Source organism: Bradyrhizobium yuanmingense (genome assembly GCF_029167105.1).
Taxonomy (GTDB): Bacteria; Pseudomonadota; Alphaproteobacteria; order Rhizobiales; family Xanthobacteraceae; genus Bradyrhizobium; species Bradyrhizobium yuanmingense_A.
Map to the genome: position 1 here is coordinate 107,736 of NZ_JARFML010000004.1, position 23,692 is coordinate 131,427.

A 23,692-nucleotide genomic window follows, 5' to 3' on the forward strand; every position below is an offset into this window, starting at 1 on the left:
TCTATCTCTTGTCCCGAAATGGTCATCCGCCGATCCCGAGAGTCCTCAGGCCTTCATTGAGCTGGCGCAGCCGCTCGGCGTTGCTGGCAACCGCCTGCCGGGCATCGGCCGAAGCGCCCATTGCCTTGTCCCGCTCGCCCATCACCAGATAGGCGCGTACCAGACGCAGCCAGCCCTCGACATCGTCGCCGTTCTGCTTCAGCCGCGTCGCCAGACGATCGACCATGCCGCGCACCATCGCGTTGCGATCGGTTTCGGCCATGTCCTTGGAGGCAGCAATCGTCTCATCGGACAGCGCCGGCAGCGTGCCGTCCCCACCGACCCGCGCCAGCGAGGACTGCACCAGGGCACGCCACGGCGCATCCGCAGGCGCTTTCGCAAGCAGCGCACGCCAGATATTGGCCGCGTCGTCCTTGCGGCCATCCTGCTCGGCGGCAAGGCCCAGAAAGTAATTCGCCTTGGGATCGTCGGCGTTCAAGGCGTGCGCGCGCTCGAATTCGGCCTTGGCTTCGGCGGTCACCACGCCGCCGGCGGCAGCCGAGATCGCTTCGCCGAGATCGGACCGGCGCTCCGCGCTTTCGCCATTGTAGGTGAGCGAGTTGCGATAGGCGCGCACCGCATCGTCGAAGCGGCCGAGCCGCTCCAGAACCGGCGCGAGCACGTTCCAGCCGCGCCCGTCCGTCGGATTCTTCTCCAGATGCTGCTCGACCTGCACGACGAGGTTCTCGAGCGACTGCGCCATGCCACCCCCGCGCTCCCGCTGCGCAAGGGGAAAGTCCTGCAGCCGGGGCGAGCCGAGCGGCATGTAGACGCCGGCCGCGATGAGCGGCAGTCCGGCAAGCGCCAGCACGGCCGCCGCACGGCGCCATTTGAGGTTCGACTTCGGCGCCGTTGCCGGCTCGCTGGCCGCCGCCGCGAGCAGCCTGCGGCTGATCTCGACGCGCGCAGCCTCGGCCTCCGGCGCCAAGATCAACCCCGCGGCGAGATCACGCTCGATCTCGGCCAGCTGGTCCTTGTAGACCGCGACCTCGCTGCCCTGAGCTTGCGCGCGGCTGGTGCGGCCAAGCGGCCAGAGCACGGCGAAAATCGCCGCGACCGTCATCAGCGCGAACACGAACCATAAGGTCATCTGGCAAGCTTCCGGCGGCGCCCGAACCGCGCCTGTAGGTGCGTTTACACCACGGCCGGAGGATGCGGCAATTGACAATTGTCAATCGGCGCTACCCGCAGGTCGTCCCGAAAAGGTGAAAATCCAACGGCTTAGCCGATCTCGAAGTCGACACTTTGCGCGGCCTGCTCGCCGTGCCCGTCGAAGGCCTTCAGGAAGTATGTTCCCGGCTTGATTGCATCCGGCAATCTGATGCGCAGCGCTCCGACCGGAACCCGAGATGCAACCCTCGTGGCGGTTTCAGGCAGCTGCCGATCGCTGGCCTTCTCGACCAGCACCACCTTGGCTCCAACCATCAGCCGTTGATACTTGGCAACGATGACGCGGTTCTCAATTTCAATCGAGCTGATGACCGGTTTCATACGCCTACAGATGGAATTTCCAGACTTGCACCGCGAAAGTACGGTGCGCCATCGGCGTCGTCAACTTCAAATTGTGATCAGGAAAAATGCGCGCCGATCAGCCTGCGCGCGACGATTTGCGCTCGCCCGTGAGTGCATTTTCGGCGGCGCGGCTCATCAATGAGGCGTAATCGTCGCCGAACAGCACCTGGCAGAAGCGGATCGCGGCCTGCACCTGCTGCTGCCGATAGGTGCGGACCTTGTGATCGGCGGCGCGCAGCGACTGCACCAGCTGCTCGGTCGACCGTTCCACATATTGCTGGAGATCGGAAAAGGTACGCAGCGTCACCTCGTTGATCGCAAGCTCGCTCGCATAGTTGCGGCACGTCGCGACGAAGTCGATCAGTGCCACCGTTTCCTCGACTTCGGTGCTGTCGATCCGCGCGCCCGGCGGAATGTCCTTTTCGGGGCGCTGGCGCAGGATGCGGCGGACGCGGCCGGGAACGCTGTCGATCTCGGACTGCAGCGCATTGGAGATGTCGGCCCGGATCGAGGTCAGTTGCTTGCCCCAGGCCGAATCGTTGCGCAGGTCGAGTTCGGTGCGCAGTCCGCGCACGCCGTCGTGCAGCGTCTTGAGGTTGCCGGCGACATTGTCGAAATGGCCGCGCTTGATGTCCATGCGCAGGACCGCGGCGACGCAGGACAGATCATGCAGGGCCATCGTGACGGCCATACCGTAGGGCGTTGCCGCGACGCGGATCTCGTCATCGGACGCCGCCATCTTGACCGCAAGGCGGATGATCTGCCAGGGCGCGGTCATCCGCTGCACGACGATCGACAAGGCGAACGGCAGCATCTGCGGCGTCTGAAGCGCCGGAATGTTGAGCGCCGACGTCACCGAGGCGATCTGGGAATCCCCGAAGGCCCGCAAGGTGCGCGGCAATTTCTCGTTCAACGTCGCAATGGCGTCCCGGACCTGGAGCACCGCACCGATCGAATAGAGATCCTCGATCACGTTGGGCGGTCCGATCCGGGCCAGCGCCCGCGACTTGTCGCCGCCGCCCGGCCCCGTCAGCTCGAAGATGGCGTCCGCGGCCACCGACTGAAGCTTCTGGGCCAGGGCTTCGACCTGCCCAGCGCTGTCCGCCGGCATGCGCGCCAGCGCCGCCTCGAATTCGTTCACCTTGTCCGGTGCGCCGTCACGGCCAAGCCACTGCCAGATCGGCTGCAGCGAGGAGCGGCGAATCTGGCCGGCCCGGACAGGAGTGCCCGCTTCGACGAGGAACGGTTCCAACACCTGGAATAGGAGCCGCGACAGATCGTCCGTGCGCGGCGGCAAAGCCTCGTCGGCCTCGCTCTTGCGGACGATCTTGCGCAGCTGCTCGAGCACGAGGGTGGCCACCGCCGTGTCCTGGCCGCGCTCCAGCGCACGCTCGAACTCCCGCATCAGCAGCGCCTGCGACTGCGGCGGGAGCTGCGCGAGATATTCCCTCAGCCGCTCGATCGATGTCTGGCTCATGCGCCCGGGTAATGCACGGTAAAATGGCGGACATGGGATGGGTCCGGCGCGATCATAGGGGGTCCCCACTTAAGAAGCCGTTTAGGAAGCTGCCTTGAATGCCTCCCATGCTTCGCTGGAGGAGCCTCGGCCGCGCCGGAAATTGTCGTCGAAACAAGGGATTATAGTCCGGGAAGAACCAGCTCGGCGCGCAGACCCCCAGTCGGGGCGCTGCCGAGCGAAAGGCTGCCGCCATAGAGGGCCGCGAGGTCGGTCACGATCGACAGCCCCAGTCCCGACCCGGGCTTGGACTCGTCGAGGCGTTGGCCGCGCCGGGCGACCTGGGCGCGCTCGGCTTCCGACAGGCCGCGGCCGTCGTCGTCGACGATGACCCGCAAACGCGGGCCGGCGCCGGCCCGCTGTGGCGGCTCGACGAGGGCATCAATGAGGACGCGGGAGGCCGCCCATTTGCAGGCGTTGTCGACGAGATTGCCGACCATCTCCTCAAGATCCTGCCGCTCGCCCCGGAACTTGGCGGATGGATCGGCCTTGGCCTCGACCACGATGCCGCGGTCGCGATGGATCTTCTCCATGGTCCGCCGCAGCCCCTCGATGGCAGGCGCCACCTCCGTCACGGTCGCGACCACCGAGACCCGTGCCGCGATGCGGGCGCGCTCCAGATGATGGGCGACCTGGTCGCGCATCACATCCGCCTGCTCCATCACCTTCTCCGCGAACGGATCGGCGGCATGCGCGCTGGCTTCGTTGACGATGACCGAAAGCGGCGTCTTGATCGCATGAGCGAGGTTGCCGACATGGGTGCGCGCCCGCTCGACGATCTCGCGATTGGCATCGATCAGCGCGTTGGTCTCGCGCGCCAGCGGCGCGATCTCGACCGGGAATTCACCCTCGAGCCGTTCGGCCCGCCCGGAGCGGATGTCGGCGATCGCGTCCGAGATGCGCTTGAGCGGTGCAAGGCCGAAGCGGACCTGGAACACGGTCGTCAGCAGCAGCACGATGCCGAGCGCAGTGAAGGTGCCGCCGAGATAGTAGTCGAAGCTGCGGGTCTCGTCGAAGATCTCGGCGTCGTCCCCGGCGACGCTGACCAGAAATTTGCCGTCGGCACCGAGATCGACCGGCCGTTCCACCATGCGCAGATTCTGCCCTTCCGGCCCGTCGACATAGGCGAGGCGGATGCCGGCGGCGGTGAGCTCGGCACCCTCGTCTTCCAGCTTCGGCAGCTTCTTGTCCCAGAGCGAGCGCGAGGACCGTACCTCCGGCTTTTCGGTGTCGGTGCGCGTGATCTGCCAGTACCAGCCGGACAGCGGCAGGTCGAACAGGGGCTCGCCAAGCGACTGGAACTGGCGGTCCGGCGGCTCGTCGGGCGTTGCGACCTCGGCGATGAGGGTGCGCAAATAGAGATTGAGCCGGCGGTCGAAGGCGCGCTCGGTGGCGTCCTTGTAGACCGACGACAGCACCACGCCTGTGATGGCCAGGATCACCACGAGCCAGGCGGTCGCCGACAGGAACAGTCGGTTCGCAAGCGAGCTAGCGGCCATCGGAATGATCCCGGGCGGCGCAGGATGACAGGTGGTCGGACGTCATGACCGGACCAAGGGCCCTGTTCGGCCTCCCGTCAAGCCAAGATACTTCAAAGGCCGGAACGCCTCAGGCGCCCGGGGCCGGCGGCGGGGTCAGGAGATAGCCGAGGCCACGGACGGTCTGGATGATGTCGACGTCGAGCTTCTTGCGGATGCGGCCGACGAAGACCTCGATGGTGTTGGAGTCGCGGTCGAAATCCTGGTCGTAGAGATGCTCGACCAGCTCGGTGCGCGAGACCACCCGCCCCGAATGATGCATCAAGTAGGCCAGAAGCCGATATTCGTGCGAGGTCATCTTGACGGGATTGCCCGACACGCTGACCCGGCCGGTTCGGGTATCGAGCGTCACCGGGCCGCATGTCAATTCGCTCTGGGCATGGCCGGTGGAGCGGCGCAGCAGGGCGCGGATGCGCGCCAGCACCTCCTCCAGGTGGAACGGCTTTGCGACGTAGTCGTCGGCACCGGCATCGAAGCCCTGCACCTTGTCGCTCCAACGGTCGCGTGCGGTGAGGATCAGGACCGGCATGGTGCGGCCGTTGCGGCGCCAGGCTTCCAGCACCGAGATGCCGTCCTTCTTCGGCAGGCCGATGTCGAGCACCACGGCGTCATACGGCTCGTTGTCCCCGAGATAGTGCCCCTCCTCCCCGTCGAAAGCCCGATCGACGACATAACCGGCGTCGGTCAGCGCCTTGGTGAGCTGGCGATTGAGATCGGGGTCGTCCTCAACAACGAGCAGGCGCACGCTTCTCTCCAAGGATAGGCTGCAAGAACAGGCGACATGAACACCGCCACAGATGAGCAATTCGGGCGTGAACTGAATATGAACGCAGGGAACCGGGCTACGTTACTTTTTGGTCATATACGACCTGGCGCGCGCAAATGCGACTGCGCCCACCATGGCGCCGGAGGAGCCGGCGGCATGGTGGGCGCAACGTGCCGCATCGCGCGGCGAGCCGGAAGGTGCCGGCGTGCTGATCCGGCCGTCAGGTCCGGAAGAACACGGACCAGACGACGGCGAGGATCAGGATCGCAAGCCCGGTCGAGATGGCGAGCAGCGCCGCCACCGAAGGCCCGGGCTCGCCCTGGCGCGCCTCGGTCGGAGTTTCGACGATCCGGTTCTGCTCTCGCGTGGGTGCCATGGTGACCTCAATTTGTGGCCGTCGCGTCGGATGGCCGTGACCTCCTCGGCGATGAATTGCCGGGGCAACGCGGCATCTCGGGCGATGTTCCGGTCCATGGGCCCGCCCGGCAAACACGGCGCAGGCGGCGATTAACGCCGTTACAAGATTCCGCGCCGGCGGTTGCTATGATTCGCAACTGGGCGATGGTATCCTCAGGGCTTGTCCTCTGTTGCGTCTGGAGTAGCCCATGGCCCCCCGCGCCAATTGGAAGGGTTTTCTGCGTCTGTCGCTCGTGACCTGCCCGGTCGCGCTCTATCCAGCCACTTCGGATACGGAGAAGGTTTCCTTCAACCAGATCAACCGCAAGACCGGCCACCGCATCAAGTATCTCAAGGTCGATGCCGAGACCGGCGACGAGGTGACCTCCGAGGACATCGTCAAGGGCTACAAGGTCGACACCGACACTTATATCGAGGTCACCAAGGACGAGCTGGACGACATCGCGCTCGATTCCACCCACACGATCGAGATCGACGAGTTCGTGCCCAAGGCCGACATCGACAACCGCTATCTGATCCGCCCCTACTACCTCGTGCCAGACGGCAAGGTCGGCCACGACGCCTATGCGGTGATCCGCGAGACCATCCGCAGCATGGACAAGGTCGCGATCGGCCGCGTGGTGCTGACCAACCGCGAGCACATTATCGCGCTGGAGCCGCTCGAGAACGGGCTGATGGGCACGCTGCTGCGCTATCCCTACGAGGTCCGCAGCGAAAAGGAATATTTCGACGACATCCAGGACGTGAAGCTGACGAGGGACATGCTCGACCTCGCCAAGCACATCGTCGAGAAGAAGTCCGGCGAGTTCGAGCCCGAGCTGTTCGAGGATCATTACGAGACCGCTCTGATCGATCTCATCAACAAGAAGCGCAGCGGCATGCCGATCACCGCCAAGGCCGCACCGAAGACCGGCGGCAATGTCATCAGCTTGATGGACGCGCTGAAGAAGAGCATCGCGAACGAGAAGGACGCGGCTCCCGCGGCGAAAGCCGTCAGGGACACGGCCAAGGAGACCGCCAAGGACACCAAGGCCAAGAAGCCGAAGAAGCGCGTCGAGGGCCAGCGCGAGATGCTGCTGCCGATATCAGGCAAGGGCGGCAAGGAAGCTGCGGCGAAGGCTGCGACCACGCCGAAGAAGGCCGCCGACAAGCCGGTGCGCGCGCCGGCGCGGGCAAAGAAGGTCGGCTAACAGCGCACCACGCCCCGCGATCACGCCGTGATGTCTCTCCTCGCCGATCGGCCGGCCTGACATGCCCTGGTCGACGACGTTCGACGACCCCGTCCGCCTGAGCAACAAGCGCAAGTTGTTCACGCTTCAAGAGGCCGCCGACTACATCATGGAGCTGCCCGAGGACGCCCAGCACGAGGCGCATTGGCAGACGGCGATCGAGACCTTGATCAATGCGGCCGAGACCGGCGGCGGCTGGGTGATGTTCGCCCGCATCGCGATGTTGCGGGCGCTGAATGCGGACGGCCGGCGCGGATGAGCGCGATCGAGACATCCTTGCCCATTCGTTGACGAACAGGCTCAACAATCGGTTAAGCGGCCAAGCCAATGGGGCAATGCACCGGGCTGTCGGTTTGACTTCATTTGAACGGATCGACGGAACCCTAATTTAATAAATGCCGTCGTACGAGGTAAGGTGCAATCGCCGTGTTTTGGCGCGCACGAAGATTTATTCGATCGATTTGCAAGTCCGATAACGACGCGACCATGCATCGGATCGGATGAACAGGAGTTGGCAATGCGTCTGCTTAAGTCCTTCCTTGCCGATGAGAATGGCGCAACCGCAATCGAGTACGGCCTGATCGCCGCAGGGATCGCTCTGGCAATCGTGACCATCGTCAACAGCACGGGCGCTGCGCTGCTCAACAACAAGTTCAACTCGGTCAGCACGGCGATGAAGTAACCGCCGGACAACGGCCTGCGCAGCGACTGCCCGCCGGACCGGCGGGCCATGATCTGGGTCAACAGTATCCGGACGGCGGCGTCTAAGCATGGAGGTCGAACTCCCTGCCGCCGGCCCGTCCAATGCATCCAGACCTTCCGCATTCCCAACTGAAGATCCGCCGCGTCCGCCTCGACACCGGCCGTGAGAACGTCGTCGTCGTCTCCAGGCGCTCCAAGGCGCTGCGCGCGGAGATCTTCCGCGGCTTCAGCCGCGTCGAGCTTCGTCAGGGCGGCAAGGTTCTACTGGCGACCCTGCTGATCACGGACGACGATTCGCTCGCGGCTCCCGACGAGATCGGCCTCTCCGAGCCTGCGTTCCGGCGCTTCGCCGAAGCGGTCGGAACGGAGGTCACGGTCAGGCCCGCCTCGCCTCCGGAGAGCCTGGAAGCGGTGCGTGCCAAGATCCGCGGACGAACTCTGAGTCAGGCCGAGATCGGCGCGATCATCAGCGACCTTGCCCATTATCGCTACTCCGACATGGAGATCGCCGCCTTCCTGATCGGATCGGCGAGCTTCATCACCAGCGACGAGCTGCTCGCCCTCACCGGGGCCATGGCGCAGGCCGGCACGCAATTGGTCTGGCCGACCCCGGTCGTCGTCGACAAGCATTGCATCGGCGGCATCCCCGGCAACCGCACCTCGATGGTGGTGGTGCCGATCGTCGCCGCGCATGGCCTGCCGATCCCGAAGACCTCCTCGCGCGCGATCACCTCGCCGGCGGGCACCGCCGACACGATGGAGGTGCTGGCGCGGGTGAATATCGCCGTCGAGGAGATGAAGGCGATCGTCTCCTCCTGCAACGGCTGCCTGATCTGGGGCGGGCACGTGAACCTGTCGCCGGCCGACGACGTGCTGATCTCGGTCGAGCGCCCGCTGAGCCTGGATACTCGCGAGCAGATGGTCGCCTCCATCATGTCCAAGAAGATCGCGGCAGGCTCGACCCATCTGTTGATCGACATTCCGGTCGGGCCGACCGCGAAGGTCACCGGCAGCGTCGAGGCCATGCGGCTGCGAAAGCTGTTCGAATTCGTCGGCGACCGCTTCGGCCGCACGGTCGAGGTGACCACGACCGACGGCAGCCAGCCGATCGGCAACGGCATCGGGCCGGTGCTGGAGGCCAACGACGTCATGGCGGTGCTGGGCAACGACAAGGGTGCGCCGCGCGATCTGCGCGAGAAGTCGCTCCGGCTCGCCGCCCATCTGCTGGAATACGATCCCAAGCTGCGCGGCGGGGCCGGCTATGCCCGGGCGCGCGAACTGCTGGAGAGCGGCGCGGCACTGAAGCAGATGCAGAAGATCATCGACGCACAGGGCCCCTCGACATGCAGCAACGAGCTCGGACCGCTCAGCTTCGACGTCGAGGCGAGGCATGATGGCATCGTGTCCGCAATCGACTGCCTGCGTCTGAACCGCCTCGCCCGCACCGCCGGCGCGCCGCTCGACAAGGGCGCCGGCATCCGCTTGTTCAAGAAGATCGGCGACCGCGTCGAGCAAGGCGAGCCACTCTATCGCGTCTACACGTTCGGCCGGTCGGAGCACGACCTGGCGGCCAGCGCGACTGGAGGCGACAACGGCTATGCGATCAACGGCAAGCCCCCCGGAGCATGACAGATGAGCATCACCGTTCGATTTTGCGGTGCCGCCCGCACCGTGACCGGCTCGAGCTATCTGTTCCAGACCGCAAGCGGCTGTTTCCTGGTCGATTGCGGATTGTTCCAGGGCCAGAAGACGCTGAAGGAGCTCAATTACCGCGCCTTTCCGTTTCGCCCCGCCGACATCGATGCAGTGCTGCTCACGCATGCTCACATCGACCATAGCGGTCTGTTGCCGAAACTTGTGCGCGCGGGATTCGAGGGGCCGATCCTGGCGACGCGCGGCACGATCGACCTCTGCTCCTACATGCTGCCCGATGCCGGCAACATCCAGGAATCGGAGGTCAAGCAGCTCAACCGCCGCAACGCCTCGCGCGGGCGCAAGGAGGTCGAGCCGATCTACACGCAGGCCGACGCGATCGCATCGCTGCAATCGTTCCGTGCCGTCGACTACGAACGCTGGACCGACGTGATCCCCGGCGTTCGCGCGCGCTACTGGAACGCCGGCCATTTGCTCGGCTCCGCCTCGATCGAGCTGGAAATCGCCGAGCAAGGCGCGGCGCGGTCGCTGCGCGTGCTCGTCTCCGGCGACGTCGGGCCGGAGGCCAAACTGCTCCAGCCCGATCCCGAGGCGCCGAGCGATTTCGACTACGTCATCTCGGAATCGACCTATGGCGACCGCGTGCGCCAGGCCACGACACCTGCGCTTCGCCGCAAGCACCTCGCGGCCGAGGTGCGCGATGCCGCGGCGGCCGGCGGCGCGCTGCTGCTGCCCGCCTTCGCGGTCGAGCGTACCCAGGAGCTGATCGTCGATCTCGTCGACCTGATGGAGCACCGCGAGATTCCGACGGCGCCGATCTTCCTCGATTCACCGCTCGCGATCCGCGCGACCGAAGTGTTCCGCCGCCATTCCGAGAGCCTCGATCCGTCGGTCGACGCCACGCGCCTGCTCAACTCGCCGCATCTGAAGTTCACCGAGACCGCGGACGAGAGCAAGGCGATCATGCGTCTGTCTGGATTTCACCTCATCATCGCCGCGAGCGGCATGTGCGATGCGGGCCGGATCCGCCATCATCTGAAGCGCTGGCTGTGGAACGAGCGCGCGACCGTGCTTCTGGCCGGCTTCCAGGCCAACGGCACGCTCGGCCGCTTCCTCCAGAACGGGGCCAAGGCCGTCCGCATCCAGGGCGACGAGATAAAGGTCGCTGCCCGCATCCGCATGATCGACGAATATTCGGGCCATGCCGACGGCGCCGGCATGGCCAGCTGGATCGCGGCGCGACGCCCCATCGCGCGCGGACTGTTCCTGGTCCACGGTGAGGAAGCGGCGGTTGCGGGCCTGGCGGAGCGCGTCGCCGGGCGGATCATTCCCGGGGCCAGGATCTACCAGCCGCTGCTGGACGACATCTACGAGCTCGCCGCACCCGAACCGCGCGTGCTCGACCCCGATCATCGCCGACGACTGTCGCCTGAGGCGGTGACTCGTCTCGACTGGCACAATGAGATGTCCGAGCTGATGCTCGACATCAACGATCGCGTGGCGGCCGCCGCCGACGACCGCGCCCGCGGCGTGATCATCCGAAAGCTGCGGCGGGCGCTGGAGGAGACGGCGTAGACGCTTTGACGGCCCTCTTAGTGCTGATATTCTCGGGCGGAACGGGCTCGACGAGCCATGCTGTCAATCGATCAGCCAGCGCTGCCGAGAGGATGCGGATGAGAAGTGTGGTGTTCCTGGCTCTCGGCCTCATGTTTGTCGGCGTCTGGTCCCACGATAGTGCTAGAGGCCAGACTTCGGTCGTGCCGCCGGTTTCGCTGGCTCCGCCCGATGCATCGCCGCAACGCCCGAGTGCCACCAAGCCCGCGCGGGTGACGACGAACAGAACTCCACCGATGGCGTCCGGCAGAGAGCCTTCCGTGATTGGCCGGCCTCACCCGAATCCGGCCGCCGACTACGACGGCTTCAGCGTCGGCACCGTCGATGACGTTGACACGCCGAGCCGCGTGATGCCGCCTGCGCGTTCGCGCGCAGCGAGGGACGCCAATTCCAATCCAGATGCAAATGGCCTCGATCAGGAAGATGGGGCGTTGAAGCGAAAGCTGATGATCTGCCAGAACTGCAAATAGGGATGCCGTTACTTCGAAGGTTCGCTGACGCCGTTCACCTGTTCCCAACTTCGACCGCTTCCAAGACCACTGCCGTCCGATCAGCCAGCTCGGGCACTTTGGCCAGGTAAGCCTGGTAATGCGGCGAGGCTCGGTGAGCTTCGACGGCCGCAACGTCGCGGTACAGTTCGTCGAGAACGTAGCGATCTTCGTTCGATACGTCGCGCCAGACATCCCGATGTAAGTTGCCAGGCTCAGCTCTGGAATGCGGTGCCATACCAACAAGCAATGCGCCGAGTTCAGCGGACTTGCCCGGGCGAGCAACCAGGATAGCGGTAATCTTGGCTGGCGATTGCGTCATTCGATAGCTCCCATGCGAGGGTAAGCGCGGCTTCAGATGCCGAGCCTACCCCTCTCGAATTCCGTACACTGCGAATCTTCAGATTTTCGCGCCACTGCTCCTATCCTTGAGGGCGGCCAGCAACTCTTTTCCGAGCGCTCCGGCCGACGCGGGGTTCTGCCCCGTGATGAGCCGGCCGTCGACCACGACGTGAGGCTGCCAATTGGCCGCGGACGAGTACTCGGCACCCTCTGCCCTCAGCGCATCCTCGAGCTCGTAAGGCACATCGTCGCGGGCGTAGTCGTACTCTTCCTTCCTCGAGAAGGACGTGAGCTTCTTGCCGCGCACGAACGGGACGCCATCGCCAAGGTCAACGCCAAGCAGTGCGCACGGCCCGTGACAAACAGCGGCGACGAGTTTGCCGGTGCTCCAGGCACGCACAACGGCACTCTGGACCGCTGCATTGCGCTGGATGTCCACCATGGGCCCAAGACCGCCGGGCACCAGGATGGCGTCGTAGTCGGCGGCGTCCACATCTGGCAATTTGCGACTGTGATTCAAGCGGCGAAAGGCTTTGCTCGCGAGGAAGTCCTTCTGAGCGGGATCTTTCTCGTCATACGCATCATAAGGCGTCCACCCGCCGGCCGGCGACGCGAACTCCACCGCGACCCCAGCCTTGTCGAGCACCTCGAAAGGATGGGCGACCTCAGCGAAGAAGAAGCCGGTCTTGCGACTATGCGGGCCGATCACGGCTGCGTTGGTGACAATGAAGAGGACATGTTGGGTCATGGTTTTCTCCGTTCGATAACGCTGTTGCATTCAGATAGCCGGAACACCACGAGTGGCCGACCGATATTGTTCGTTGTCGGGATCCCGGCTCTACGATTGGGATCGCCTTGGCGCGACGTAAGAGAACGCATTAGTTCGGACAGGGCTGCCCGGCTGCGCCCCACATCGCCATGTCCTTGACGTGATCCTCGAAGGTGCCCGGCGGCGTCGAGCGGCCGGCTCCAGGCGCCCAGCCGCGCGGAATGAAGCCGCTCAGCGAGGCATCGTGCCGTAAGTGTCCGACGAGACCGGCGGCGTCGCGGCCGCCATTGCGCTTGGGATCTTTCAGTTGCGCGCAGATCTCGGCCCCGCTCTTGCCGAACCAGATGAAAGCCACCGGGGCGAGCTGCCAGTCGATGCCGGCGCGCGGCGGCGACGGCGACGGCTCGTTCGCCTGGGTGGAGGTCATATGGCAGGTCGAGCAGGGGATCGCTTCCGCTCCGATGCGGCTCTCGCCGCCATGGATGTTCATGCCATGCGGACGGGGCTTGGTCTCGCCGGCCGGCGTCCAGATCGGGATGGCCTTGGCATCGACATGGCAGTTGGCACACCGTGGATGTGTCACGACGGCCTCGATCCGTTTCCACGCCTCCAACCCCTCGGCGCGGCTGACACTGCCGCGCGGCAGCACGTCCTTGGCGGCCTCATCCTTGGCCGCGACGATCCCGGTAAGGGCCGCGACGGCTGAGGCTGCCAAGACCAACGCGATCAGAGATCTCTGCATGGCCCCGTCTCACACGAAATCGATGAACTTGTTGAAAGGCATTTCGCGGATGCGCTTTCCGGTCGCCGCGAAGATCGCATTGGCGAGCGCAGGCGCTGCGGGAGGCACCGGCGGCTCTCCGAGGCCCCTCACCTTCGGATCGTTCTCGAGCCCGCGAACTTCGATGACCGGGCATTGGTAGATCCGCATCGCCTCATGGTGATTGTAATTGGTCTGCTGCGCTGCGCCTTTCGAGTAGGTGAGCTCGCAGTTCATGGCGTGGCCAAGCCCCCAGACGACGCCGCCCTGGACCTGGTTCTCGAAGTTGACGGGATCGATCACCTTGCCGACGTCGACCGCGACCCAGACCTTGTCGATCCTGATGCCCCGGTCCGTCGCCGTCACCTCGACGACCTCGGCAACCGGCGTCCCGAACGACTCCACGAAGGCGACGCCGCGGCCCCTGCCGTTACCGAGCGGTCCTTTCCAATTCGACATCTCGGCAAGCGTCTCCAGCAGCTTGCGATAATGCGGCACATTGCACATCGCGATGCGCGCCTTCATGGGATCGAGGCCGGCTGCGTGGATCAATTCGTCAATGAAGCTTTCGGTGAAGAAGCCGGCCGTGGACGCTCCCACGGACCGCCACGTGGTGCACGGCGACAGCCCTTGCGCCTCGTAGCTGGTGGCACGGAAATTGGGGATGTCGTAATAGACGTTCCACGTGCCGGCGGCCAATTGAGGATCGGGATCCTTCGAGGGTGCACCCATGCGCTCGAGCAGTCCTTTGAACGGCGCCGTCGATGCCAATTGCAGGTCGGTCGCAACGATCCTGCCGTTGGCGACGCTCCCCCTGTGGCGAGCGATCGCAATCTGCCTGGGAATATCCTGGAGAAAGTCTTCCTCGCGCGAGAAGACAAGCTTGATCGGCGTCCCGCGCATCTGGTTGGCGATCTCGGCGAGCACACGGACGTTCTCGAATTCAAGACGATGGCCGAAGCTTCCGCCGGTCCATTGATTGTGGAAGGTGACCTGCTCCGGCTTGAGGCCGATCGCATTCGCCGCGATGGCTTGCACCGCCTGCGGGCTCTGATGGCCAACCCAGATTTCCATGCCCTTGTCGGTGACGAGACCGATCCCGTTCAGCGGCTCGAGCGGCTGATGCGCCACGTAAGGAGCGCGATATTCGGCTTCGACCAGCTTGCCCCTCTTCAGGCCGGCTTCGACGTCGCCGACCGTCCGCCACTCCTTGCCGAGGAGTTCGGGCTTGAACGAGGATTCCAGCACCTTCCAATGGTCGGCCTGCTCGGCGGGATAGGCCGAGGGCGCCCACTCGCAAGCGATGGCGTCGACCGCCTTCATCGCGTACCAGCTGTTGGTGGCGATCACCGCAACGCCGTTCTTGATCTCGAGGATCTTCTTCACGCCCGGCATCGCGCGCGCCTTGCTGGCGTCGTAGGATTTCAGCGGCTGTCCCTTGCCGGGGTTCAGCTTGACGGAGGCGTAGAGCATGCCCTCCATCTTCAGATCGATGCCGAATTGCAGTTCGCCCATCACTTTGGCGCGCACGTCGAGGCGCGTCATCGGCTTGCCCAGCATGCGCCATGTCGAGGGATCGCGCGGCTGCGCATCGAGCACCGGCGGAATTCTTGCGGCCTCGGCCGCCAGCGAGACGTACGGAATTTTGCTTCCGTCAGGCAGGATCACGTGGCCGGATTGCGTGCGGATGTCGGCGACGGCGACGCCCGAACGTTTGGCCGCAGCTGCCTTCAACGTCTCACGCGCAACTGCCCCTGCCACGCGCAGCTTGTCATAGGTGTCCGGGATCGTGCTCGAGCCGCCCGTCATCTGCAGGCCGGATTTTCGAAGACTTTCCAGCGCCGCAGCGCGTGCCGCTTCGGCCTCAGGACTCTGGTCCGCGGCCAGGAACGGCGCCAGTTCCTCCTTGAATCCGGTGTTGAAGTAAGCGGGACTCGGTCCGGCGAAGCGGACTTCGAACTGGCCGGGGTCGAGGTCCATCTCCTCGGCGATCATGATCGGCTGCACCGAGCCGACGCCCTGGCCGATGTCAGCGTGTTGCGCGATCAGCGTGATCTTGTCGGGGCTGATCTCGACCCATGGATTGAAGGTCACCGAATTCGCGCCGAGGCCGGCGGCCAGCGGATTGCCCTCGGCGCTCGGCGCGGCCGCTTCGGCCCGACCATAGGCACCGAAGGCGATGCCACCAGCGACGGCGGCAGAGCCGAAAACGAAAGCCCGACGCGAAAGGGTCTGCATGTGGCCCATCTCACTTCTCCGCCATCTTGTTCGCCGCAGCGGCGTGGATGGCAGCGCGAATGCGCGGATAGGTGCCGCAGCGGCAGAGATTGCCGGACATCACCTGATTGATCTGCTCGTCGGTTGGCTTGGGGATCAATCTGAGAAGCGCGATCGCCTGCATGATCTGTCCGGTCTGGCAGTAACCGCATTGCGGCACCTGATGCTCGATCCAGGCCTGCAGGACCGGATTTTGATCCTTGTTGTGCAGTCCTTCGAGCGTGATGACCGATTTGCCCGCAACCTCGCCAATATGGGACTGGCAGGACCGCACCGCCTTGCCGTCGATATGAACGGTGCAAGCACCGCACTGCGCGACCCCGCAGCCGTATTTGGCGCTCGTGATGCCGAGCTCGTCACGCAGCACCCACAACAGCGGCATCTCGGGAACGACGTCCACCTGGCGCTTGGTCCCGTTCACCGTGAGCTCGATCATGTCGATACATCCTCTAGACTAGCTGGTCGCCGCAACAGCACTGCCCGATGCAAGTTGAGCCGTATTTCCGAATCCTGCTGCATCATGCGCAATCCCTGCGGAATGGCTTTCGGCCCAACCGGATTTCACCTCGGCCTGGCCGCAGCACAATTCGCGATACTGCCCCGGCGTGAGATTTGCGGCCTTGCGGAAAACGCGTGTGAAATTGGCCTGCGAGCCGAAGCCGAACTCCAGGGCAATCTCGACCAGCGAAAGATGGTCACGCGCGAGCTCCTGTCGCGCGGCGTGGACGCGGCGATCGGTGACGTAACGGTGCGGTGACAGTCCGGTCGCCTCGCGAAACAGCCGGGAAAAATGATAGGGGCTGAGGCAGGCCTGGGCCGCCAGATCCTCGAGCCTGACATCGCTGCCGAGAGACGCCTCGATATAGTCCAGCACGCGCTGGAGGCGCCGCGTGTCGAGCGCCGGCGACTTGTCGGGCGCGCGCCAACGGTCGATCGTGTAATTGCCCAGAAGATGCGCCGCAAGCGCGACCTGGATCCCCTCCACGAACAGCGCGTCGGTCGGCTGGTGCGGGCGATGGAGCAGATCCCGAAGCGGCGAGCAGATATGGAAGAGCACCTGGTCCGCCAGGCCGTGAGCGTAGGCGATCTCGACCTGTGCGGGATCGATGCCGAAATCCGCAAGTGCGCTGTGGTCCAGCAGCGCCGGCGGCAGATAGAGATGAAGACATTCCATCCGGTCGGAAAGCTCGAGATGGCTCTCCTGCGTCCCCACGGGCACGAGATAACTCATGCCCGGACGCGCGAGGCTTTTCTGGACTTCGCCGTTGCCAGCGCGGCACACCATGCCGCCGCCCGACAGCAGAATAATGAGCTCGGTGCAGATGGGAACGGGCGTTGCCTGACTGCCCGCCTCGAACTTGCGATGCTCGATGCTCAGCCCGGGCCAATCATTGGCCGCCGCGAGCTTCTCGCTGTTCTTGTACTTCTGATCTCCATGCGTCACGAGCGCCATCACGACCTCCGCTTCGTTGCGGCGAATCCCGGCCCCGTATCGCGCGAGCGATCATTCCATCCGGTGGTGAGTTGCAGCCCCGGTCACTGCCACGCCGATTGCGAATTACTCACAAGCCGCGCCAGCGAAGTCCAGAGGCGGCACGGTTAAAAGAGGTAAAAGCCAGCCAAGGCAAAGGCTTGGAGCCAGGCGTGTTCGGCTTCGAAAGCCGATCGTCGCACCTCAGCAAGATGCGTGCGTCATCGCGCAGGAATCGGAAATATCGCAATGCGGGCGTGCGCTAGTGAAGGGCGCATCAACGGCAATGTCGCCGTGTCGAGGACAGGAGCCTGATATGAAGTCGCTTACCTCCGCGCTTGCCGCGTTGTCGATCGCAACCGCCGTCCCCGCGGCCGCGGCCGATAGGAATGTTTCGATTGTTCTCGTGCACGGCGCCTTCGTCGATGGCTCGGGCTGGAAGGACACCTACAGCATCCTCTCGGAGGCGGGCTATGAAGTGCTCGTCGTCCAGCAACCGACCATCACGCTTCGAGACGATGTCGCGGAGACCGAGCGCGTGATCGCCAAGGCGCGGCATCCGGTCATTCTCGTCGGGCATTCCTATGGTGGAATGGTCATCACGGAAGCCGGCGACAATCCGAAGGTTCTCAGCCTGGTCTATCTCGCCGCCTTTGCTCCCGACGCAGGAGAGTCCGTCAGTACGCTGGCGGAAGCCCCAGTGCCCGCCGGCGAGCACAAAGCTCCGCTGGTCACCGAGGGCAATTATCTGCTCGTCGACCGCGCAAAATTCCCCACCTCTTTCGCGGCCGATGTCGATGCGGCCACGACCCGCTTCATGGGCGCCGCGCAGCTGCCGTGGGGACTGCAGGCGGTGCAGACCAAGGTCGATCGCGTGGCCTGGAAGACCAAGCCGACCTATTACATGGTGACGAGCGAGGATCACATGATCCCGCCGACGGCACAGCGCACCATGGCCAAGCGCTCGGGCGCGAAGGTGACGGAGATGAAGAGCAGCCACGCGGTGATGCTGTCGCATCCGCGCGAAGTCGCGGCGTTCATCAGAAGCGCAGATACGTCCGCGACCGACTGAGATCGGCTGCGCCGCACACCGACGGACTTTCCTGCCGCAGACAAGGACTCGCAACATGGCCCTCAAGGATATTCTGCCGGGAGAACTGGGGTTCGGCGCAGCGCCGCTCGGAAACATGTTCCGCGACATTCCCGAGCGGGAAGCGCTCGCGACAGTGAACGCAGCCTGGGAGGACGGCATCCGCTATTTCGACACCGCGCCGTTCTACGGCGCGGGGCTTGCCGAGATCCGCATCGGCGCCGCGCTCGCCGGCCGCAAGCGGAGCGACTACGTCCTCAGCACCAAGGTCGGCCGCCTGATCCTGGACGAGATCGAGGATGTGGATGCCCGCGACCTCGGCGAGAAAGGCGGCGTCTTCAGGCACGGACGCCCGAACCGGATCGTGAACGACTATTCCCGGGACGGAACGTTGCGCTCGATCGAGGACAGCCTGAAGCGGCTCGCCACCTCTCACATCGACGTCGTCTTCGTGCACGACGTTGCGCAGGATTTCTACGGCGACGAGTGGCTCTCGGTGTTCGAAAGCGCCCGCAAGGGCGCCTTCAAAGCGCTCGACCGGCTGCGTGACGAGGGTGTGATCAAGGCGTGGGGACTGGGTGTCAACCGGGTCGAGCCGATCGAGCTGCTGCTCGCGCTCGAAGAGCCGCGCCCCGACGGCTTCCTGCTCGCAGGCCGATACACGCTCCTCGACCATGCAAGGGCGCTGCAGCGGGTGATGCCCATGGTCGCGGAGCACGAGCTCGCGATCGTCGTCGGCGGCCCCTACAGTTCTGGCGCGCTCGTCGGCGGCCCGAACTTCGAATATGCGCCGGCGCCTCCCGAAATCCTCAAGAAGGTGGCGCGGATCAAGGCGATCGCGGACCGCTATCGGATCAGCATGAAAGCGGCCGGCCTGCAGTTCGCGCTCGCCAATCCCGTTGTCGCGGCCGTCATTCCCGGTGCGAGCCGCCCGGGCCGCATCGCCGAGGATCGCGCTGCGCTCGATGAAGCCATCCCCGCGGACTTCTGGCGCGAGCTCCGCTCCGAGGGGCTGGTCAGCCCCGCAGCTCCGCTTCCCGCCGCTGATTGACCAATCCACCGAACGACCAAGGAGAGCAACATGACAGATGCAGCCCACAACGCCCCCGACATTGGTCGCCGCGCCTTGCTTCAGACCGCCGGCGCCGCCGTCGTCACCGGCCTCGTCGCCGGCACGGCCATCGACGCACGGGCCGCGACACAGGATGTCGAGCGCGACGAGGCGCCGCTCGGCGCGCGGCTCCAGGGCGTCCAGCATTTCGGGCTGACGGTCCAGAACATGGAACGGGCGTACCAGTTCTACACGGAGGTGCTTGGCGGCACCGAGGTGTTCCGGCACGGCGACTTCCAGGGCGACGGGGTGCAGAACACGCTGCTGGCCGACCAGGAGATCGAGGCGAACGCACGCGGGGTCAATCCGCGAACCATCGGCGTGCCCGACTTGCGCAGCGGCTGGATGTCCGCTTCATCCAGTTCGACAACATGGTGCTGGAGCTGCTGCAGTATCGCGAGGCCGATCAGCCCATGGGCAGCGCGAAGAGCTTCGCCGAACCGCTGGAGCACATGAGCCCTGCTTTCCCGCGCATGATGCACATCTGCTTCTATGTTCGCGACGATGTCGACTTCAACAAGTTCGTTGCCGATCTCGAAGCGGAATCGGCGCGCCGCGGCATGACGCAGGTGAGAGCGAACCGCACCATCCGCGTCATGACGGAAGCGGATCGCAAGGCCGCGCCCCGCAACACCAACACGAACCGGGTGACCGCCGAACCTTCCAACGGCTGGGAGCTGATTTACTGCAAGGGACCGGAGGGCGAGCAGCTCGAATTCGTCAAGGCGCTCGGTCCGGTCAAGAAGCGCTTCAGTGAGGCCTTGGCAATACGGCAACAGAAGATCGTGCGCTAGACACTCGCGCGGCGGGGGCGGCTGTCGGCGCCCCAGCTGGTCACCCGGCGATCCAATCACATGTCGAGGACTTCACCATGCAAACTCTCGTCCGCAACTCGCTTGCCGCCCTGCTGATCGCCTCTACGGCGTCAGCGACGCTTCCGGCCGAGGCTCAGGAAGCGCCGCGCGTGCACTATCAGGAGATCCCGGAGGGTGCATATTCCGTGGTGGCCCAGGTGCGCGCCAAGCCTGGAAAAGAAGACATGCTGCGCGCCGCCACCTTGCCGCTGATCGACCTGGTCCGCGGCGATCCAAGAACCTGGTCTATTTCCTTCAGGAAGATCGCGCCAAGCCCGGCCACTTCATCTTTTACGAAGTGTTCGCCAGCCAAGCCGATTTCGACGCACACAATGCGATGCCTTATGTGAGGGATTGGTTCGCCAAGCTTCCGGAACTTGCCGACGGCGGCGTCGAAGTCATGCGCATGGCCATTCTCGGCAAGCCCAAAAAATAGCCGAACCGTCCCGCGCGAGCGCTTTGTCGCAATTGCCCTGCGGCAAATCGTACGAACTCGGAAGGGTTCTCTTCAAAAATATTGCAGTGCATGATAATACCGGTCGATCGGTACGATCGATTGGCAATGATCAATGCGGGCTGCCACGGAGACACGACATCGGGGCACAGGCCGGCGGGAGCTCACCTACTGCTTCGGCCCATTTCGACTGATACCCAGCCGCCAGTTGCTCCTTCTCAAAGGGCGCCCCGTCAAGCTCGGTGGACGCGCATTCGAACTTTTGCAGCTGCTGGTGCAGCGCTGCGGCGAGTTGGTCAGCAAGACCGAGCTGATGGCGGCCGCCTGGCCGGGCACCTTCCTCCACGACAGCAATCTCAAGGTCAACATGTGGAGCTTGCGGCGTTCGCTGGGAGATACCCAGATCGAGCCCGTATACATCGCGACCGTGGCGCGCCGCGGATACAAGTTCATCGCGCAGGTGCAGATCAGCATCGGCGAGGTCGAAGACGATCTTGCGCTCGCCGAACCGGTCCCCTCGTCCAGTCCGCCGTTGCTGCGCGGCATCGTTGGTCGTGAAGCGGAAATCGACGAGATCACGGGTCTGTTGACCGGCAACAGGCACGTGACTCTGGCTGGCGCGGGAGGAATCGGCAAGACGACGGTTGCCTTGGCTGTCGCCCAGTCATTTGCGCCACAGTGCCGCGACGGCGTGTGCTTCGTCGATCTCGCAACGATCTCCGACCCGACGCTGTTCGGCGCCGCACTGGTGACGGCATTGGGCATCAGGGGCAATCCGGACAACAGCCTGGCTGCGGCCATCGACTATCTGAGACCGCGGCAGATGCTGGTCATTCTGGACAATTGCGAGCACGTCCTGCCGGCCGCAACGATCTTCGCCGGCAAGTTCATGGCGGACGCATCGCCGTGCAGGCTGCTTGCGACCAGCCGCGAACCGCTCGGCACCGCCACCGAGCACGTCGTCCGGCTCGGCTCCCTGATCTCACCAAAACCCGGGCACGCCCTGGCCGCCGATCAAGCCGTCAAGTTTCCGGCAGTGCAATTGTTCGTCAGCCGCGCCGCCGAATGGGCGGACTACCAATTCGTCGACGATGATTGCGAGGCCATCGCCGCAATCTGCCACTCGCTCGACGGCCTCCCGCTGGCGATCGAATTGGCGGCAGCCCAGATCGGCAGGTTCAATCCTCGCCAATTGGTGGAGTTACTTGACCAGAATTTGGGTTTTCGGGCCCCCGCCGCCGATGGTGCGCCGCCGCGCCATGAAACGCTGATGGCGACGATCGACTGGAGCTTCAGGCTGCTGTCGCAGCGGGAAGCCAGACTGTTCGGCCTGCTCTCGGTGTTCAGCGAAGCGTTCGAGGTTGAGGACGCGGTCTTCGTCGCCGAGGCGGCAGGTCTCACGCCGGTCGACGTCGTCACCGGCCTCGGCAGTCTCGTTGCCAAATCGCTTTTGGGCGCGCAGGCACATGGCGCGAGCCTCCGCTATCGCCTGCTCGACAGCACATGCCGCTACGCGCGCGAGCGGCGCCGGGCCGATCCTGCCTGCGACCAGGCGCTGCGCCGTCATGCGCAACGTGTCCTCACCCTGTTCGAACAGTCCGAGGAGGAGTGGAAATGGCGCGAGCCGGCCGATTGGACACAGCGTTACCTAGGCCGCATCGCCGACTTGCGCGCCGCTCTTTCATGGGCCTTCGGCGAGCACGGCGATCCCGTGCTCGGAATCAGGCTCACGGTTGCGGCGATCACCTTGTGGTCGGAAACGTCGATCTTGTCGGAAGCGCAGGCGCGGTTGGCAACTGCGCTCGCATTGGCCAAGACCGTCCCCTGCGACGATCTGTCGAAGACAAAACTCGCCTGCGCCCTTGGGTGGAGCCTATTCTACGCCCGCAAAATGTCGAATGAGAACGAGATTGCCTGGCTCGATGCCATCTTCTTTGCAAGGCGGGCCGGCAACATCGAATATCAGCAGCGGGCGCTGGTCGGGTTCGGCTTCTACCTGTTGCAGATTGGCGAGGTTCCGCGCGCCACGACCTATCTCGAGGAAGCGACGGGGCTTGCCGACCGCGACCGCGACCTCACGGCAACGTCCGAAGCCGACCGCGCACTCGCCTGGGCGCGCGCTTTTGCCGGCGAGTTGAGCAAGAGCCGCCCGGTTCTCGATCGCCTCGCGGCAACTTATTCGCTGGCAGAGGGCCGTTCGCGCAAGGACGCAAACGAAGTCTACCGGTTCATCACCGTCCGCTTCAACCTGCCCTTCGTCGCTTGGATGCAAGGGCAAGTCGACTATGCAGCAAGACTGGCCAGCGACGCCGTCGATGCCGCGGACCGCAGCGGCCATTGGGTGTCGCAGTCGAACGCATTTGGGCTCGCCGCACTTCCCGTCGCGCTCGAGACCGGCAATCTGGACGGGCTTGCGAGCTACACCGAGCGATTGCGTCGCAACCTTGAACGCGAGCGCATCTCACGCTGGGTTCCGGTCGAGCGCTATTTCTCCGCCTGCCTTCGCGAGCTGCGGGGCGATCCACGCGCGGTCGAGGATATTCGGGCCGCGATCGACGAGCTGATAGAATGCCGGTTCCTGATGCGGATCGGCAGCTATCTCGCGGTCCTCGCCCGCGCCTATCTGAGGCAAGGGCGGATCGCGGAAGCGCGCCAAGCCATCACCCGGGCGATCGAGCATCAGGAACGCCAGGGCGAGCGCTGGTGCCGGCCGGAGCTCCAGAGGGTTGACGCCGCGATCCATCTCCACACCGGCGAGCCGCTGCGCGCCGAAAAACGGCTTCAGCAGGCGCTCGCCGAAGCACGCACCATAGGCGCGCTGACGTTCCAGTTGCGGATCGCGACCGATCTCGCGGCACACTGGATCGCGACCGGCCGCAGATCCAAGGCTGTCCGGCTGCTCTGCCCGATCTATAACGAGTTCACCGAGGGCTTCGCGACGCCGGATCTGCTTGCGGCCAAGCGCCTGCTGCAGCGCCTGCGGCCGACCGCGAGCGGCTGCGGCGACTATCACCGGATGGAGCCGATACACGCTCGCGACGCATAGCTGGCCTACCGCCGCGCTCGCCGCCCGCGCTTTACGCTTCCGGA

General features: G+C 64.8%; 24 protein-coding genes. 12 read left to right on the forward strand and 12 right to left on the reverse strand.

What is annotated here, in order from left to right:
- Positions 1 to 22 precede the first annotated feature (22 nt).
- From ccmI to P0R31_RS07005, 6 genes are all read right to left on the reverse strand, one after another.
- Positions 23 to 1,129, reverse strand: coding sequence for a c-type cytochrome biogenesis protein CcmI (gene ccmI, locus P0R31_RS06980; protein WP_275513422.1), 1,107 nt, complete (start codon positions 1,127 to 1,129; stop codon positions 23 to 25).
- Between the two features lie 131 nt (positions 1,130 to 1,260).
- The gene (locus P0R31_RS06985; protein WP_057027207.1) at positions 1,261 to 1,530 is read right to left on the reverse strand and encodes a hypothetical protein; all 270 of its coding nucleotides are present in this window, start codon (positions 1,528 to 1,530) and stop codon (positions 1,261 to 1,263) included.
- Positions 1,531 to 1,627: 97 nt separating this feature from the next.
- Entirely contained in the window at positions 1,628 to 3,028 is a 1,401-nt protein-coding gene (locus P0R31_RS06990; RefSeq protein ID WP_275513423.1) for a hypothetical protein, read from the reverse strand.
- A gap of 161 nt (positions 3,029 to 3,189) precedes the next feature.
- A complete protein-coding gene (locus P0R31_RS06995; protein ID WP_275513424.1) occupies positions 3,190 to 4,566 on the reverse strand; it encodes a sensor histidine kinase in 1,377 nt (458 codons plus the stop codon).
- Positions 4,567 to 4,675: 109 nt separating this feature from the next.
- The gene (locus P0R31_RS07000) at positions 4,676 to 5,350 is read right to left on the reverse strand and encodes a response regulator transcription factor (RefSeq protein ID WP_036035233.1); all 675 of its coding nucleotides are present in this window, start codon (positions 5,348 to 5,350) and stop codon (positions 4,676 to 4,678) included.
- 241 nt (positions 5,351 to 5,591) lie between these two features.
- Positions 5,592 to 5,747, reverse strand: a complete 156-nt coding sequence (locus P0R31_RS07005) for a hypothetical protein (RefSeq protein ID WP_275513425.1) — start codon at positions 5,745 to 5,747, stop codon at positions 5,592 to 5,594.
- A gap of 229 nt (positions 5,748 to 5,976) precedes the next feature.
- Here P0R31_RS07005 and P0R31_RS07010 point away from each other — a divergent pair, with 229 nt between their 5' ends.
- The 6 genes from P0R31_RS07010 to P0R31_RS07035 all read left to right on the forward strand — a co-directional run bounded on the left by P0R31_RS07010 (position 5,977) and on the right by P0R31_RS07035 (position 11,456).
- Positions 5,977 to 6,978, forward strand: coding sequence for a Ku protein (locus tag P0R31_RS07010; protein WP_275513426.1), 1,002 nt, complete (start codon positions 5,977 to 5,979; stop codon positions 6,976 to 6,978).
- A 61-nt stretch (positions 6,979 to 7,039) separates the two neighbouring features.
- Complete coding sequence (locus P0R31_RS07015) at positions 7,040 to 7,276, forward strand: hypothetical protein (RefSeq protein WP_275513427.1); 237 nt, start codon at positions 7,040 to 7,042, stop codon at positions 7,274 to 7,276.
- 258 nt (positions 7,277 to 7,534) lie between these two features.
- Positions 7,535 to 7,699: a Flp family type IVb pilin gene (locus P0R31_RS07020; protein WP_275513428.1), complete on the forward strand. Its 165-nt coding sequence runs from the start codon at positions 7,535 to 7,537 to the stop codon at positions 7,697 to 7,699.
- 122 nt (positions 7,700 to 7,821) lie between these two features.
- On the forward strand, positions 7,822 to 9,348 hold the full coding sequence (locus tag P0R31_RS07025) for a thymidine phosphorylase family protein (RefSeq protein WP_275513429.1): 1,527 nt from the start codon (positions 7,822 to 7,824) through the stop codon (positions 9,346 to 9,348).
- A gap of 3 nt (positions 9,349 to 9,351) precedes the next feature.
- Positions 9,352 to 10,947, forward strand: coding sequence for an MBL fold metallo-hydrolase (locus tag P0R31_RS07030; RefSeq protein WP_275513430.1), 1,596 nt, complete (start codon positions 9,352 to 9,354; stop codon positions 10,945 to 10,947).
- A gap of 98 nt (positions 10,948 to 11,045) precedes the next feature.
- Positions 11,046 to 11,456: a hypothetical protein gene (locus P0R31_RS07035; protein WP_275513614.1), complete on the forward strand. Its 411-nt coding sequence runs from the start codon at positions 11,046 to 11,048 to the stop codon at positions 11,454 to 11,456.
- Positions 11,457 to 11,490: 34 nt separating this feature from the next.
- Here P0R31_RS07035 and P0R31_RS07040 read toward each other — a convergent pair whose 3' ends face one another.
- From P0R31_RS07040 to P0R31_RS07065, 6 genes are all read right to left on the reverse strand, one after another.
- Positions 11,491 to 11,796, reverse strand: a complete 306-nt coding sequence (locus P0R31_RS07040; protein ID WP_275513431.1) for a putative quinol monooxygenase — start codon at positions 11,794 to 11,796, stop codon at positions 11,491 to 11,493.
- A 78-nt stretch (positions 11,797 to 11,874) separates the two neighbouring features.
- A complete protein-coding gene (locus tag P0R31_RS07045) occupies positions 11,875 to 12,564 on the reverse strand; it encodes a type 1 glutamine amidotransferase domain-containing protein (RefSeq protein WP_275513432.1) in 690 nt (229 codons plus the stop codon).
- Positions 12,565 to 12,694: 130 nt separating this feature from the next.
- Complete coding sequence (locus tag P0R31_RS07050; RefSeq protein WP_275513433.1) at positions 12,695 to 13,327, reverse strand: hypothetical protein; 633 nt, start codon at positions 13,325 to 13,327, stop codon at positions 12,695 to 12,697.
- A 9-nt stretch (positions 13,328 to 13,336) separates the two neighbouring features.
- On the reverse strand, positions 13,337 to 15,583 hold the full coding sequence (locus P0R31_RS07055) for a xanthine dehydrogenase family protein molybdopterin-binding subunit (protein ID WP_275513434.1): 2,247 nt from the start codon (positions 15,581 to 15,583) through the stop codon (positions 13,337 to 13,339).
- A gap of 10 nt (positions 15,584 to 15,593) precedes the next feature.
- A complete protein-coding gene (locus P0R31_RS07060) occupies positions 15,594 to 16,058 on the reverse strand; it encodes a (2Fe-2S)-binding protein (RefSeq protein ID WP_275513435.1) in 465 nt (154 codons plus the stop codon).
- 18 nt (positions 16,059 to 16,076) lie between these two features.
- Entirely contained in the window at positions 16,077 to 17,075 is a 999-nt protein-coding gene (locus tag P0R31_RS07065) for a helix-turn-helix transcriptional regulator (protein ID WP_275513436.1), read from the reverse strand.
- 334 nt (positions 17,076 to 17,409) lie between these two features.
- Between P0R31_RS07065 and P0R31_RS07070 the strand changes: the two genes are divergently transcribed.
- The 6 genes from P0R31_RS07070 to P0R31_RS07095 all read left to right on the forward strand — a co-directional run bounded on the left by P0R31_RS07070 (position 17,410) and on the right by P0R31_RS07095 (position 23,648).
- Positions 17,410 to 18,165 carry an alpha/beta fold hydrolase gene (locus P0R31_RS07070; RefSeq protein ID WP_275513437.1) on the forward strand — a complete coding sequence of 252 codons (756 nt, stop codon included), beginning with the start codon at positions 17,410 to 17,412 and terminating at the stop codon, positions 18,163 to 18,165.
- 55 nt (positions 18,166 to 18,220) lie between these two features.
- Positions 18,221 to 19,234: an aldo/keto reductase gene (locus tag P0R31_RS07075; RefSeq protein WP_275513438.1), complete on the forward strand. Its 1,014-nt coding sequence runs from the start codon at positions 18,221 to 18,223 to the stop codon at positions 19,232 to 19,234.
- Positions 19,235 to 19,264: 30 nt separating this feature from the next.
- Positions 19,265 to 19,750, forward strand: a complete 486-nt coding sequence (locus tag P0R31_RS07080; protein WP_275513439.1) for a VOC family protein — start codon at positions 19,265 to 19,267, stop codon at positions 19,748 to 19,750.
- Positions 19,747 to 20,088 carry a hypothetical protein gene (locus tag P0R31_RS07085; protein ID WP_275513440.1) on the forward strand — a complete coding sequence of 114 codons (342 nt, stop codon included), beginning with the start codon at positions 19,747 to 19,749 and terminating at the stop codon, positions 20,086 to 20,088. The genes P0R31_RS07080 and P0R31_RS07085 overlap by 4 nt, the downstream gene beginning before the upstream one ends.
- Positions 20,048 to 20,584 carry a putative quinol monooxygenase gene (locus P0R31_RS41040; RefSeq protein WP_430516807.1) on the forward strand — a complete coding sequence of 179 codons (537 nt, stop codon included), beginning with the start codon at positions 20,048 to 20,050 and terminating at the stop codon, positions 20,582 to 20,584. The genes P0R31_RS07085 and P0R31_RS41040 overlap by 41 nt, the downstream gene beginning before the upstream one ends.
- A 226-nt stretch (positions 20,585 to 20,810) precedes the next feature.
- Positions 20,811 to 23,648 carry an ATP-binding protein gene (locus tag P0R31_RS07095; RefSeq protein WP_275513442.1) on the forward strand — a complete coding sequence of 946 codons (2,838 nt, stop codon included), beginning with the start codon at positions 20,811 to 20,813 and terminating at the stop codon, positions 23,646 to 23,648.
- Positions 23,649 to 23,692 lie beyond the last annotated feature (44 nt).

What these genes read in the sequence shown, in the direction of transcription:
- ccmI (WP_275513422.1), bottom strand. Translation starts at nt 1,129, where the DNA reads ATGACCTTATGGTTCGTGTTCGCGCTGATGACGGTCGCGGCGATTTTC.
- P0R31_RS06985 (WP_057027207.1), bottom strand. Translation starts at nt 1,530, where the DNA reads ATGAAACCGGTCATCAGCTCGATTGAAATTGAGAACCGCGTCATCGTT.
- P0R31_RS06990 (WP_275513423.1), bottom strand. Translation starts at nt 3,028, where the DNA reads ATGAGCCAGACATCGATCGAGCGGCTGAGGGAATATCTCGCGCAGCTC.
- P0R31_RS06995 (WP_275513424.1), bottom strand. Translation starts at nt 4,566, where the DNA reads ATGGCCGCTAGCTCGCTTGCGAACCGACTGTTCCTGTCGGCGACCGCC.
- P0R31_RS07005 (WP_275513425.1), bottom strand. Translation starts at nt 5,747, where the DNA reads ATGGCACCCACGCGAGAGCAGAACCGGATCGTCGAAACTCCGACCGAG.
- P0R31_RS07010 (WP_275513426.1), top strand. Translation starts at nt 5,977, where the DNA reads ATGGCCCCCCGCGCCAATTGGAAGGGTTTTCTGCGTCTGTCGCTCGTG.
- P0R31_RS07015 (WP_275513427.1), top strand. Translation starts at nt 7,040, where the DNA reads ATGCCCTGGTCGACGACGTTCGACGACCCCGTCCGCCTGAGCAACAAG.
- P0R31_RS07020 (WP_275513428.1), top strand. Translation starts at nt 7,535, where the DNA reads ATGCGTCTGCTTAAGTCCTTCCTTGCCGATGAGAATGGCGCAACCGCA.
- P0R31_RS07025 (WP_275513429.1), top strand. Translation starts at nt 7,822, where the DNA reads ATGCATCCAGACCTTCCGCATTCCCAACTGAAGATCCGCCGCGTCCGC.
- P0R31_RS07030 (WP_275513430.1), top strand. Translation starts at nt 9,352, where the DNA reads ATGAGCATCACCGTTCGATTTTGCGGTGCCGCCCGCACCGTGACCGGC.
- P0R31_RS07035 (WP_275513614.1), top strand. Translation starts at nt 11,046, where the DNA reads ATGAGAAGTGTGGTGTTCCTGGCTCTCGGCCTCATGTTTGTCGGCGTC.
- P0R31_RS07040 (WP_275513431.1), bottom strand. Translation starts at nt 11,796, where the DNA reads ATGACGCAATCGCCAGCCAAGATTACCGCTATCCTGGTTGCTCGCCCG.
- P0R31_RS07045 (WP_275513432.1), bottom strand. Translation starts at nt 12,564, where the DNA reads ATGACCCAACATGTCCTCTTCATTGTCACCAACGCAGCCGTGATCGGC.
- P0R31_RS07050 (WP_275513433.1), bottom strand. Translation starts at nt 13,327, where the DNA reads ATGCAGAGATCTCTGATCGCGTTGGTCTTGGCAGCCTCAGCCGTCGCG.
- P0R31_RS07055 (WP_275513434.1), bottom strand. Translation starts at nt 15,583, where the DNA reads ATGCAGACCCTTTCGCGTCGGGCTTTCGTTTTCGGCTCTGCCGCCGTC.
- P0R31_RS07060 (WP_275513435.1), bottom strand. Translation starts at nt 16,058, where the DNA reads ATGATCGAGCTCACGGTGAACGGGACCAAGCGCCAGGTGGACGTCGTT.
- P0R31_RS07065 (WP_275513436.1), bottom strand. Translation starts at nt 17,075, where the DNA reads ATGGCGCTCGTGACGCATGGAGATCAGAAGTACAAGAACAGCGAGAAG.
- P0R31_RS07070 (WP_275513437.1), top strand. Translation starts at nt 17,410, where the DNA reads ATGAAGTCGCTTACCTCCGCGCTTGCCGCGTTGTCGATCGCAACCGCC.
- P0R31_RS07075 (WP_275513438.1), top strand. Translation starts at nt 18,221, where the DNA reads ATGGCCCTCAAGGATATTCTGCCGGGAGAACTGGGGTTCGGCGCAGCG.
- P0R31_RS07080 (WP_275513439.1), top strand. Translation starts at nt 19,265, where the DNA reads ATGACAGATGCAGCCCACAACGCCCCCGACATTGGTCGCCGCGCCTTG.
- P0R31_RS07085 (WP_275513440.1), top strand. Translation starts at nt 19,747, where the DNA reads ATGAGCCCTGCTTTCCCGCGCATGATGCACATCTGCTTCTATGTTCGC.